The organism is Aliiroseovarius marinus (assembly GCF_050881025.1).
Taxonomy (GTDB): domain Bacteria; phylum Pseudomonadota; class Alphaproteobacteria; order Rhodobacterales; family Rhodobacteraceae; genus Aliiroseovarius; species Aliiroseovarius marinus_A.
In genome coordinates, this window is record NZ_JBNNXQ010000003.1 from 644021 (window position 1) to 655343 (window position 11323).

Genomic DNA, 11323 nt, shown 5'->3' on the forward strand with positions numbered 1-11323 from the left:
CTGTTAGCGTGATCCCATGACACGTGATCAAGTGAAGACAATTTGTAACGCGCTTCCCGGTGCGGAGTGGTCCGAGCCTTTTGGCCCCGGCCATGATGTGTGGAAAATTGGCGGCAAGATTTTTGCAGCTATTGGGGCGAAGACACCGGGCATTTCGGTTAAAACCCCGGATATCGAGACCGCCGCGATGCTGATCGAGGCGGGCGTGGGCGTGAAAGCGCCTTACTTCCACCGCTCATGGGTGAACCTGCCCTTTGAGGCGGGCGAAGACGAGCTGACGCATCGCATTCACCGCTCCTACACGCTGGTGCGGGGCAGCCTGACCAAAAAGGCGCAAGCCGCCCTGCCCGCGTTTGACACGCAGGCTAACGACTAAGCCTGAGCGGCGTTGGTTTTCACCGCCAGCACCCCTTTGGCCCACATCTGCAGCACCTTATAGGCGATGGGCGGAATGATCAGCGTAGCGGCGACCAGCGTCAGCCCGGCCAGAATGCGCATGGGGCCTGCGCCCACCACGAGGTTCAGCATCAAAAGCAGGGTGGCGAAGGCAGCCAGCGGAAAGGTGAAGGCACCCCAAAGCGGGCTGAACCCGGCCTCGGTCACCCAACGGATGCGCAGGATCAACAGGCTCGCAATCCCCACGGCAAAGAGACCCAAGAGGATGCCCAGAAGCGGCTCTCCGATCAGGAAGGCGACGGTGCCGATCACGCTGGCCGGGGCCAGATGGATGGCCAGAAGCGGGCGCAGAGGGGCCGGCACGCTCGCACGCAGGAACTGGGCAAGGCTTGCGCCATAGATAATCAGCGCGATGGGAAGGCTGACCCAGAACGCCATCAGCGCGGCCTGATTATATCCCAGCGGAAGACTGGCCAGCGGGCTAAGAATGGTGCCCACGAAAAGCAGATGCCAGACGGGCGTGACGGATCGGGCCTCTTTCGGGCCGGTGATCAGCATCCAAAGAACCCGGCCTGACACCAGCATGTGGCCTGCAAAGGCAATGATCAAAACCGCCGTGGCAAGCTGGGGGGAAAAGGGCACAAGCGTCGCGGCCAGAAGATAGCCCGACAGCATCATCGCAATCAGCCCGGCGCGCCCCGGAAGCACCTTCAGGTCTTCAAAAAACGTGGCCGGTCTCTGGATCAGCTTTGCCACGTAAGCCAATACACAGAAAAGATAAACCAAGGTAACAGCACCCAGAATGGCATCGGCAAAAGCGGGCGTGACCCCGAAAATATCCGACGCACGCCGCCAGCCCAGCCCCAAGCCAAACAACCCCAGTATCGGCGGGAATACCGCAGGGGGCGTGCGCTGAAACAGCCGCGTTTTGGGCGGAATGGGCGGTGGGGGCGGAAAATACGGGGCTTTGGCCATGGGGTGATCCTTATCTCTGCCCCACCCTTAGCTTGGGTTGTCGATTGGGGAAACCCCAAGCGCATGGCCGGATTGTCGCATGATCAACTGCACGTCAGATCAAAGACAGATCAGTCTTTGACAGCGTCCCGCGCCGCGTCAAGATTGGCATGAATGGCGGCGCGAAACAGCGAGGCCTCGGACCCCACGCCCAGAAACTTCACGCCCAAATCGCGGTAATATCCAAAGTTTCCGGCGTCATAATGCAGGATGCCCGCAGCCTTGCCTGCGGCCCGGATACGTGCAACGCCATCGGCAATGGCCGCTTTCACGTCAGGATGGCCGGGATTGCCGCGATGGCCCATATCCGCAGACAGATCCGCCGGGCCGATGAACACGCAATCCACACCCTCCACGGCGGCAATTTCGTCCAGATTTTGCATCGCCAGACGGGTTTCCGCCTGCACAATCACACAGATTTCATCGTTGATATTGCTGGCATAATCCGCAATTCGGCCATAACCCGACGCACGCGCCACAGCCGCCCCCATGCCACGCTTGCCCTCGGGTGCATAGCGGGTTGCCGCCACGACGGATGCCGCTTGTTCGACCGTGTCCACCATGGGCACCAAGAGGCTTTGTGCGCCCAGATCGAGCACTTGTTTGATCACCCAATCCTCGCCCACGGGTACGCGCACGATGGCCGCGCCGCCAGCGGCATCAAGCGCGCGCAGCTGGTTTTGGATGGTCACTGGATCATAAGGCGCATGTTCGCCGTCAATCAGGCACCAGTCATAGCCCGCCGCCCCTGCGATTTCAGTTGTGGTGACGTCACCCAGATTGAGCCACAGCCCAATCTGCATCTCGCCTGCCCCAAGTGCATGCTTGAGCCTGTTTATCGGTGCGGGCATGATGGCCTCCAATTGCTTAACATCGCAAGTATCACCTATAGCAGCCACGCCGTTTCACAGGCAAGCGGCCTGATGCCTCAGCCCAGATAATCAGAGCGCTGCAAGCCGTATTTGGCCATCTTCTCGTTCAGGGTCCGGCGCGGCAGGCACAGCTCATCCATCACCCCCACGATCGAGCCTTTGTGGCGGCGCATAGTGTTGTCGATCAACATCCGCTCGAAGGCTTCGACGTATTCCTTCAAAGGCTTGCCCTCGGTGGTCATCACCGGCTGCACCTCTTCGTGATCATTCATCAACAGCGACGAGATCGTGCCCGTGCCGCGCCGCGATTGCAGCACGGCGCGTTCGGCAATGTTGATCAGCTGACGAATGTTGCCCGGCCAAGGGGCCTGCAATAGCTGCGCGGCTTCCTGCGCGCTGACACCGGGGGCGGCACAGCCATATTCCTCGGCGAACTGATCGGCAAAGCCGGTGAAGAGCATCAAGATATCCTCGCCCCGCTGACGCAGGGGTGGCAGGGTAATCTTCATCGCCGCCAGACGGTAAAACAGGTCCGGGCGCAGGCAATCCTCGCAGGTCTTGCCTTGTTCCTGCAGGTTGCAAATCGCCACCACGCGGGTTTCCGCGGGCGTGCCCTGATCGTTCATCCATGTCAAAAGCCGCGCCTGCAGCCCCATGGGCATTGCCTCGATATCTTCGAGCACCAAAGTGCCCCCGCGCGCCTCTTCGACCAAAGGCTGTGCCCCGCCCTCTTCCAGCGGCCCAAACAAGCGCCGCGCCAGCTCGTCATCATCAGCCCCCGCGCAAGAGGTCACCACAAAGCGTTTGCCCGCCTTGGCCCCCACCGCGTGCAACGCATGCGCCACCAAGGTCTTGCCGGTGCCGGTTTCGCCTTCAATCAGCACATGACCATCAGACTGGCCGATATCCAGAATGTCCTCGCGCAGACGCGACATGACCGGGGAGGCTCCGATCAGCTTTTTCATGATGGTCGACCCATCGCCCAGCTCGCGCCGCAGCGCACGCGCATCCATCGCCAGGCGGCGCTTATGGGTGGCCGTCTTGGCATGTTTGGTCAAAGCGTCGGGATTGAACGGTTTTTCAAGGAAATCAAAGGCCCCGACCCGCATTGCTTCAACCGCCATGGGCACATCCCCATGCCCGGTGATCATGATCACGGGCAGGCTGCTATCAAGGCTCATCAGCTTTTTCAGAAACCCCATCCCGTCCATACCCGGCATGCGGATATCCGAGATCACGATGCCCGGATAGTCAGACCCGATCACCTTCAAAGCCTCTTCGGCCGACGGAAAGGTCTCGGTTTCGAACCCCGACAATGACAGCCATTGCGAGATTGACTGCCGCATGTCCTGTTCGTCATCGACGATCGCGATTTTCATTGCCTGTGCCATCTGGCTCTCTCCTCGCTTTACGCGTCTTTTGCTTTATTCCGCCGCATCCGCAGAGGCGGAGCCGCCTTTACGGCCTTCATCTTTCAAAACCGGCAGCTCGACCTCGAACACGGCGCCGCCATCCTGCCCATTGCGCGCCCTCAGACGCCCTCCCAGATCCGTGACAATGCCCGACGAAATTGCCAGCCCAAGCCCGACCCCATCGCCGGGCGCCTTGGTGGTGTAGAAGGGCTCGAACAGGTTATCGAGGTCATCCACGCCATCGCCATTGTCACGCACCGTGATCAGCGCATAGTCGCCCTGGCTTACGATGATATCCACCTGCGGCTGCTCCACGGATTTGGTCGCGTCCAGCGCATTGCGCAAGAGATTGATCAGAACCTGCTCCAACCGCAAGCGATCGCCGATCACCATGACGGGATCGCGCGGAATATTGCGCGTTATGCGCACTTCGCGGCTTTTGAGCTGTGGCTCCATCATCGACAGGGCTGACGACACGCTGTCGCGCACATCCATCGGTTCAAACGCCTCACCGCCCTTGCGCGCATAGGACTTCAACTGCCGCGTGATCGCCCCCATGCGTTCGATCAGGTCATCAATGCGCTGAAAGCTGGACAGGGCTTCATTGGGGCGTTTGCGCTGCAACAACAGCTTGGCCCCGGCCAGATAGGTTTTCATCGCGGCAAGGGGCTGGTTCAGTTCGTGGCTGACGGCGGCGGACATTTCACCAAGGGCCGCCAGCTTGGAGCTTTGTGCCAATGTCTGTTCGGCCACTTGCAGGTTTTCCTCGGCGCGTTTGCGTTCGCCGATCTCGCGTTGAAGCGCCATGTTCAGCTGTCGCAGCTCGGCTGATTCCTGTGCAAACACCACCGAACGCCACTGCGCGCGGCGGCTGATCAGGTAGAACAGAAGCGAAAGTGCGATGGCAAAGCCCATGATTTCCAAAGACAATACCGTGTTTACCTTTTCGCGCACCGACGCGTAAGAGGTGAAAGACGCAATGCGCCAGCCCTGAAATGGCACCCGCGCTTCGTGGCGCATCACCGCCTCGCCCAGAAACAATACCTCGGCCGGCAGCCCTGACCAGTTGGCCGCTTCATGCGCGCTGCGACGGATCGCTTCGGTCGCCGACACGGTCGCCAGCGCCTCGCCTTCGGGCTTGCCGCGCCAACGCGCTTCGGTGGCGAGGATCACATTGCCTTCACTGTCCGTCACCAACACAGCGTCCGAAATGCCAGACCAGCTGTTTTCGAACTTGCGCAGATCGACGCCGACGACAATCACGCCAATCAGCTCGCCCGCCTGTTCGATGCGCCGCGAATAGGTGAACTCATACCCGCCCGCTTCGGTGCGCACGGTGGTGAACACCGTGTCAGACGAGCGCAGCGCATCCACGTAATAGGCATCCGAGCGATGGATAGACCCCAGTGTCTCGCGCGCCGAGGCCGCGACCGCGCGCCCGTCCTTGTCCAGAAGCAAAAGCGAGGCGGCTTCGATCTCTTCCAGATAGGAAATCAACCGCGCGGTGCTTTGCGAATAATCGCCTGAATTCAAGGCGTTGATCAGCGCCGGGTCGCGCGACAGCAAAAGTGGCACCACCGCGTTACGTTGCAATTCACTCAGCAGGTTGCCCGAATAGAGCGCCACGCGCAGCTCGGCCCGGTTGCGCGTGGTTTCCGTATAGCGTTCGGTCAAGAGCCGGTTCGACACGAAGACGACCACAACCGCAAGCGTCACCAGCGCCGCCAGCACAAGGCGGGCGCGCAGGCTCACGCCGGGGCGTGGGGGCTTGGTGGGTCTGGTCATTGTGTCAACCATACCATGAAGATAGGGTGCCTTGCCCCCGGCGACAATCAGGCAGCGACGACGCTGTCCACCAGCGAGCGGAACATTGCCACCCCATCGGTGCCACCATGCAGCTCGTCCACGCAGCGTTCCGGGTGTGGCATCATGCCAAGCACGCGGCGGTTCTTGGAAATCACGCCCGCGATATCCCCGGTCGAACCGTTTGGATTGTCGCTATAGGTGAAGGCAATCCGGCCCTCGCCGCGCAGCTGGGCAAGTTTTTCATCCGTCACGTTATAGTTGCCGTCATGGTGGGCCACCGGCACGGTGATCTCTTGCCCGGCCTCATAGCCCGACAGGAAGTCACAATCCGTGGTTTCCACTTTCAAACCAACAGGTTTGCAGATGAACTTAAGGTTTGCATTGCGCATCAAGGCACCGGGCAGAATGCCGGTTTCCGTGAGCACCTGAAAGCCGTTGCAAATGCCAATCGCATAGCCGCCGCGTTCCGTGTGCTTGATCAGCGAACGCGTGATCGGCGATTGCGCCGCGATGGCGCCGCAGCGCAGATAGTCACCAAACGAGAACCCGCCGGGCACACCCACGATATCCAGGTCACCCGGCAGCTCGGTTTCCTTGTGCCAGATCATCTGGACCTGCGCACCCGCCCGTTCAAACGCCACCGCAAGATCGCGGTCGCAGTTCGAACCCGGAAAAACAATAACGCCCGCCTTCATCACAGCACCTGAATGGCGTAGTTTTCGATCACGGTGTTGGCCAGCAGCTTCTCGCACATCTCTTTGATCTTCTCTTCCGAGGTGCCTTCAGCCACGTCCAGCTCAATCACCTTGCCCTGACGCACTTTCTCGACGCCTTCAAAGCCAAGATTGCTAAGCGCGTGGCGCACGGCCTCGCCCTGCGGGTCCAGAACGCCGGTTTTCAGCATCACATCAACACGTACTTTCATAGGGGCAAATCCTTAGTTGATCAGGGTCGGTTTGGTGGGGGTGTGGGTCACGTTCGAAGGCAGAACGCCCAAGCGGCGCGCCACCTCGGTATAAGCATCGTTCAGGCTGCCAAGGTCTTGGCGAAACACGTCTTTATCCAGCTTCTGGCCGGTCTCGATGTCCCACAGGCGGCAGCTGTCGGGGCTGATTTCATCGGCCACGATCAGGCGCTGGAAATCACCTTCATAGACGCGGCCGAACTCGATCTTGAAATCAATGAGCTTGATGCCGACGCCATACATGGTGCCCGACATGAAGTCATTCACACGCAGGGCCATGGCGACGATATCGTCCATATCCTGCTGGCTCGCCCAGCCAAAAGCGATGATATATTCCTCGGGCACCAGCGGGTCGCCCAGGCTGTCATCCTTGTAGGAAAACTCGACGATGGGGCGTGGCAGCGGCGTACCCTCTTCCATGCCCAGCCGTTTGGCCATGGACCCGGCGGCATAGTTGCGCACGATCACTTCCAGCGGCACGATCTCGGCGGCGCGCACCAGCTGTTCACGCATGTTAAGGCGCTTCAGAAAGTGGTTCGGCACGCCGATTTGGGTCAGCCCCCGCATGAAAAACTCGCTCAGGCGGTTGTTCAACACGCCCTTGCCGTCAATCACGTCTTTCTTCTCGGCGTTGAAAGCGGTGGCGTCGTCTTTGAAATACTGAATGATCGTGCCGGGTTCGGGGCCTTCATACAGAACCTTCGCCTTACCTTCATAGAGCTTCTTGCCACGTGCCATGCGGTCTCCATCCGTGTCATCGGGAAAGACCAGATCACAGGCCCCTGCCCGCGCGACTCCCCCGTCTTGCCCGCCCTATAAGGGAAACCCCCCTTCGGGGCAAGAATATCACCCGCGGATTACGCATTTGCAGCAATTTACACATCTGAGAGCGCTAGCGGGGTTGCGATATCGCCGCGCGATTGGCATATCAAAGGGGACAACCCCGTGCCGACTGCGCGCCGACAGCGTGCCGACACTGTCGCGCCGGATGCCTGACAATCGACCCTACCACAGACAAGGGAACAGCATGACCACCTTTGACGACCGCGAAAACGCCTTTGAAGCCAAATTTGCGCATGATGAAGAGATGATCTTCAAGGCACATGCCCGTGCCAACAAAAAACTGGGCCTTTGGGCTGCTGAAAAGATGGGCAAAACCGGCGACGAGGCCGACGCATATGCCCGTGAGGTTATCGTGGCAGACTTTGAAGAAGCCGGCCATGAGGATGTGGTGCGCAAGGTCACAGGTGATCTGAGCAATGTCACCGCAGACGAAGTGCGCGCCAAACGTGCGGAACTGGTCATTGAAGCCAAGCAAGAGATTGCAAACGAAGGCTGATCCGCGCCAAGTCTCGCCTGTGCGAACACGTGATTTAAGGCGCGCCCGCTTGGACGCGCCTTTTTCACACCCAATATCAACCGCTTCGCACGTGCCCGCGAGCCGGGACCCGAACCACCCCAAGACGCGCGCCAAGGGCGCGAAAAACGCTTAAAACTGGAGACGTTAAGACTTTCTTCGGCGCTTTTTTCCATAGTGATCCCGACCGGGGCTGTCCAAACGGCCCTCAAAATGGGTGCGGTTGGATGATTGTGAGCGTGTGAAGGGGGTCCGGATGATGGAAGACAGGGGCAAAAAACCTGACCGTAAGGGCTTTGGCACGCGTTCGCGTGGCTTCTCCGGCGCGCTGGCGCAGGGGGCCGAGAACGGTATTGATTTCAAACGCATGGCTGCCCGCCAGCTGTTGCCCATAGGGCTGGCTTTTGGTCTTGTCGTGCTGTTGTGGGACAAGATCGCCCATCTGGATTTTGCCTATATCCGCGCCTCTCTTGCCACAGTCGGCCCCCTGCAATGGGGCATGGCTGCGCTGTTTTCGGCCATCTCTTTCTGGGCGCTTGGGCGCTATGACCGCGTGGTGCACCGGCTGATTGGCTCGCCCACCCGATCCGGGGATGCACAGCGCGCGGGCGTGACCGCGATTGCCTTGTCACAAACCATCGGCATGGGGGTGATTTCATCAGCCTTCATTCGATGGCGCATGCTGCCTGAAATCAACCTGATGCAGGCGATGCGGATATCGGTGATCGTGTCGATCTCGTTCTTGTCCGCATGGGCGGTTGTGGCCTCTGTCATCGCTTTGAGCGTGCCAATGACCCTGCCCTGGGCCGGCTGGATCGCTTGGGCCGTGCTGGCCGGGGCGGCTCTTCTGATGGTGCTCTCTGTGCTGCGCCCGCCCGCGCTGGCCAAGCTGCATATCCCGCCACTGCGCGCCATGGGCGCCTTTCTTTTACTGGCCTTTATCGACACCGCCGCGGCCGGGGCCGCTTTGTGGATGGTGCTGCCCGAAGGCTGTGACATTGGCATCGTCCCCCTGATCGCCGCTTACCTGATTGCCCTTGGTGCCGGGCTGATCAGCGGCACCCCCGGCGGGATGGGCGCCTTTGAACTGACGCTGCTTGCGCTTCTCCCCAGCCTCGGCGCAGAGCCATTGATGGCCGCCATCCTTGCCTTCCGCGCGGTTTATTATGCCCTGCCCGCCGTTTTGGCCGCCGCCGCGACCATTCGCGGCCCAAGAAGCCGGGAGGTACCGGCAAACGGCACGCGCCGTTCGACACCTTCTCGATCCGAACTGGTCAAACTGGACCGCACGCCGACATTGCCGGCACATGTGGCCAAAGTCGTGGCCGAAGCGCCGCGCGCAGAAGCAGGCCTGTTGCGACATGGCCGCCTGTCATTGGTCACCACCGCCAACGGGCAACCCGCAGCCATGGGCGCCGCCACCGGGCAAAGTCTTGTGGTGCTGTCGGACCCAATCGCGCCGGTTGAGTGCCGCGTCAGAATGCTGGATGACCTGAAAGCGCTGGCAAATCGCAGCTACCTGTCGCCCTTCCTTTACAAAATCGGCGCGCGTTGGGCCGCCGAAGCCAGACGCGTCGGATGGTCGGTTCTGCCCATCGCGCGCGAAGCGTGGATTGCGCCCCCAGACTTCTCTCTGGACGGCTCTTCGAAACGCCAGTTGCGCCGCAAACTGCGTCAGGCTGACAAAATGGGCGTCACCATCAGCGAAGCAGGCGCGGATCTGCCGCTGGACGAGATGAGCGAGATCGCCGAAGCGTGGAAACAGCAACGTGGCGGCGAGCGTGGCTTTTCCATGGGCGTGTGGCACCCCGAATGTCTGCCCCACGCACGCGTCATTCTGGCCCATCACCAAGGACGCCTGGTGGGGTTCATGACGCTGCATGAAAATCAGAACGAACAGGTGCTCGACCTGATGCGCATGCGCGCCGACGCGCCCGATGGCACCATGCATGCGCTGTTGGTGCACGCAATCACATGCGCGGCAGCGGCCGACTGTCCGCGCCTGTCCCTGGCGGCCGTCCCGCTGGCGGAGCAAACCGGTGAACCATGGGCATTTCGCCATGCCCGCCTGACGCTCGATCGTGCCAGCGGCGCAGACGGGTTGCGTCAGTTTAAAACCGCCTTCGCGCCCAATTGGGAAACACTCTATGCCGCCGCCCCAACGCGTCGCGCTCTGGGCTTCGGCGCGCTGGATGTCACGCGCGAGATTTGCAGCAAAGCGCAGCGCAGTTCGCAGGGCGCGCCTCGCGCCTCGCGGCCTTTCTGGCAACGTCTTGGCGCGCGCGGCTGAACGCCACTCACGTTTCACATGAACGCATTGCATTTGCGCCTACCCGCAATTCGTGGCAGGTACGCGCCAACACGCAGCGCTTGAACGGAGAGCCACATGACGGACGCCCTGACAAAACTCATGCAGGAACGGGACTGGCTGATGGCGGATGGTGCCACCGGCACGACGCTTTTCAACATGGGCCTGACTTCGGGCGACGCACCGGAGTTATGGAATGTCGACAAACCCGACAATATTCGCGCGCTTTACAAAGGGGCGGTGGATGCGGGGTCGGACATCTTCCTGACCAACACTTTCGGGGGCAACGCATCGCGCCTGAAGCTGCATGACGCACAAGACCGCGTGCGCGAATTGAACCGCGCAGGCGCCGAACTCGGGCGCGAGATCGCCGATGCCTCGGGCCGCAAGGTGATCGTGGCGGGGTCTGTTGGCCCCACGGGCGAGATCATGGAGCCGATGGGATCGCTGACCTTTGATGGCGCGGTCGAGATGTTCCACGAACAGGCCGAGGGCCTGAAAGAGGGCGGCGCAGATGTGCTCTGGGTCGAAACCATTTCGGCCCCGGATGAATATAAAGCCGCCGCCCGCGCCGCCGAACTGGCCGGCATGCCGTGGTGCGGCACGATGAGCTTTGACACCGCAGGCCGCACCATGATGGGTGTGACCTCGGCCGATCTGGCCAAGCTGGTCGAAGGCCTGCCCAACCCGCCCATCGCCTTCGGGGCCAATTGCGGCGTGGGGGCAGCAGACCTTCTGCGCACGGTGTTGGGGTTCGCCGCACAGGGATCAGAACGCCCGGTCATCGCCAAAGGCAATGCTGGCATCCCGCAATATGTGGATGGTCATATCCACTATGACGGCACGCCCGAGTTGATGGCCGATTATGCGGTGCTGGCGCGCGATTGTGGCGCAAAAATCATCGGCGGGTGCTGCGGCACCACGCCTGAGCATCTTGCCGCCATGAAAGAGGCGCTGGAAACCCGACCACGCGGTGACAGCCGCCCGGCACTGGATCAGATTGCAACCGCGCTTGGCGGCTTTTCCTCTGCCTCTGATGGCACCGGAGACGACGCCCAGCCCGCGCGCCGCACCCGCCGCCGCCGCGGATAAAATCCCACGATATAGCGAGGGGGCGCCCCCGCAGCGGGCGCCCCCCAGCCCCCCCCAGGCGCCAAACATGCCCCCCGCAGGCGCCCACCGCCGGCGCGCCGG

Annotated in this window: 11 protein-coding genes; 4 read left to right on the forward strand and 7 right to left on the reverse strand. The window is 61.3% G+C overall.

Going from position 1 to position 11323, the window contains the following annotated elements:
- Nucleotides 1-16: 16 nt before the first annotated feature.
- Nucleotides 17-376 carry an MmcQ/YjbR family DNA-binding protein gene (locus ACRY08_RS12365; RefSeq protein ID WP_432450231.1) on the forward strand — a complete coding sequence of 120 codons (360 nt, stop codon included), beginning with the start codon at nt 17-19 and terminating at the stop codon, nt 374-376.
- On the opposite strand, the gene ACRY08_RS12370 is transcribed toward ACRY08_RS12365, so the two are convergent.
- The 7 genes from ACRY08_RS12370 to purC form a co-directional block, all read right to left on the reverse strand.
- On the reverse strand, nt 373-1371 hold the full coding sequence (locus tag ACRY08_RS12370) for a tellurium resistance protein (protein WP_432450232.1): 999 nt from the start codon (nt 1369-1371) through the stop codon (nt 373-375). The two genes, ACRY08_RS12365 and ACRY08_RS12370, sit on opposite strands and share 4 nt — an antisense overlap.
- Nucleotides 1372-1481: 110 nt before the next feature.
- A complete protein-coding gene (locus ACRY08_RS12375; protein ID WP_432450233.1) occupies nt 1482-2261 on the reverse strand; it encodes an HpcH/HpaI aldolase family protein in 780 nt (259 codons plus the stop codon).
- A 77-nt stretch (nt 2262-2338) separates the two neighbouring features.
- Nucleotides 2339-3673, reverse strand: coding sequence for a sigma-54-dependent transcriptional regulator (locus ACRY08_RS12380; RefSeq protein WP_432450234.1), 1335 nt, complete (start codon nt 3671-3673; stop codon nt 2339-2341).
- Between the two features lie 33 nt (nt 3674-3706).
- Entirely contained in the window at nt 3707-5491 is a 1785-nt protein-coding gene (locus tag ACRY08_RS12385; protein ID WP_432450235.1) for a sensor histidine kinase, read from the reverse strand.
- A gap of 35 nt (nt 5492-5526) precedes the next feature.
- Entirely contained in the window at nt 5527-6195 is a 669-nt protein-coding gene (purQ, locus tag ACRY08_RS12390) for a phosphoribosylformylglycinamidine synthase subunit PurQ (RefSeq protein WP_432450236.1), read from the reverse strand.
- Nucleotides 6195-6425: a phosphoribosylformylglycinamidine synthase subunit PurS gene (gene purS / locus ACRY08_RS12395; RefSeq protein ID WP_432450237.1), complete on the reverse strand. Its 231-nt coding sequence runs from the start codon at nt 6423-6425 to the stop codon at nt 6195-6197. The genes purQ and purS overlap by 1 nt, the downstream gene beginning before the upstream one ends.
- Before the next feature lie 12 nt (nt 6426-6437).
- Complete coding sequence (purC, locus tag ACRY08_RS12400) at nt 6438-7202, reverse strand: phosphoribosylaminoimidazolesuccinocarboxamide synthase (protein WP_432450238.1); 765 nt, start codon at nt 7200-7202, stop codon at nt 6438-6440.
- 289 nt (nt 7203-7491) lie between these two features.
- Between purC and ACRY08_RS12405 the strand changes: the two genes are divergently transcribed.
- From ACRY08_RS12405 to bmt, 3 genes are all read left to right on the forward strand, one after another.
- On the forward strand, nt 7492-7803 hold the full coding sequence (locus tag ACRY08_RS12405; protein ID WP_432450239.1) for a DUF1476 domain-containing protein: 312 nt from the start codon (nt 7492-7494) through the stop codon (nt 7801-7803).
- Nucleotides 7804-8077: 274 nt separating this feature from the next.
- A complete protein-coding gene (locus tag ACRY08_RS12410) occupies nt 8078-10111 on the forward strand; it encodes a phosphatidylglycerol lysyltransferase domain-containing protein (RefSeq protein ID WP_432450240.1) in 2034 nt (677 codons plus the stop codon).
- Between the two features lie 96 nt (nt 10112-10207).
- Nucleotides 10208-11221, forward strand: a complete 1014-nt coding sequence (gene bmt, locus ACRY08_RS12415; RefSeq protein WP_432450241.1) for a betaine--homocysteine S-methyltransferase — start codon at nt 10208-10210, stop codon at nt 11219-11221.
- Nucleotides 11222-11323 lie beyond the last annotated feature (102 nt).

Coding starts and splice junctions, on each gene's coding strand:
- ACRY08_RS12410 (WP_432450240.1), top strand. CDS start 8,078: ATGATGGAAGACAGGGGCAAAAAACCTGACCGTAAGGGCTTTGGCACG.
- ACRY08_RS12385 (WP_432450235.1), bottom strand. CDS start 5,491: ATGGTTGACACAATGACCAGACCCACCAAGCCCCCACGCCCCGGCGTG.
- bmt (WP_432450241.1), top strand. CDS start 10,208: ATGACGGACGCCCTGACAAAACTCATGCAGGAACGGGACTGGCTGATG.
- purQ (WP_432450236.1), bottom strand. CDS start 6,195: ATGAAGGCGGGCGTTATTGTTTTTCCGGGTTCGAACTGCGACCGCGAT.
- ACRY08_RS12380 (WP_432450234.1), bottom strand. CDS start 3,673: ATGGCACAGGCAATGAAAATCGCGATCGTCGATGACGAACAGGACATG.
- ACRY08_RS12365 (WP_432450231.1), top strand. CDS start 17: ATGACACGTGATCAAGTGAAGACAATTTGTAACGCGCTTCCCGGTGCG.
- purS (WP_432450237.1), bottom strand. CDS start 6,425: ATGAAAGTACGTGTTGATGTGATGCTGAAAACCGGCGTTCTGGACCCG.
- ACRY08_RS12370 (WP_432450232.1), bottom strand. CDS start 1,371: ATGGCCAAAGCCCCGTATTTTCCGCCCCCACCGCCCATTCCGCCCAAA.
- ACRY08_RS12405 (WP_432450239.1), top strand. CDS start 7,492: ATGACCACCTTTGACGACCGCGAAAACGCCTTTGAAGCCAAATTTGCG.
- ACRY08_RS12375 (WP_432450233.1), bottom strand. CDS start 2,261: ATGCCCGCACCGATAAACAGGCTCAAGCATGCACTTGGGGCAGGCGAG.
- purC (WP_432450238.1), bottom strand. CDS start 7,202: ATGGCACGTGGCAAGAAGCTCTATGAAGGTAAGGCGAAGGTTCTGTAT.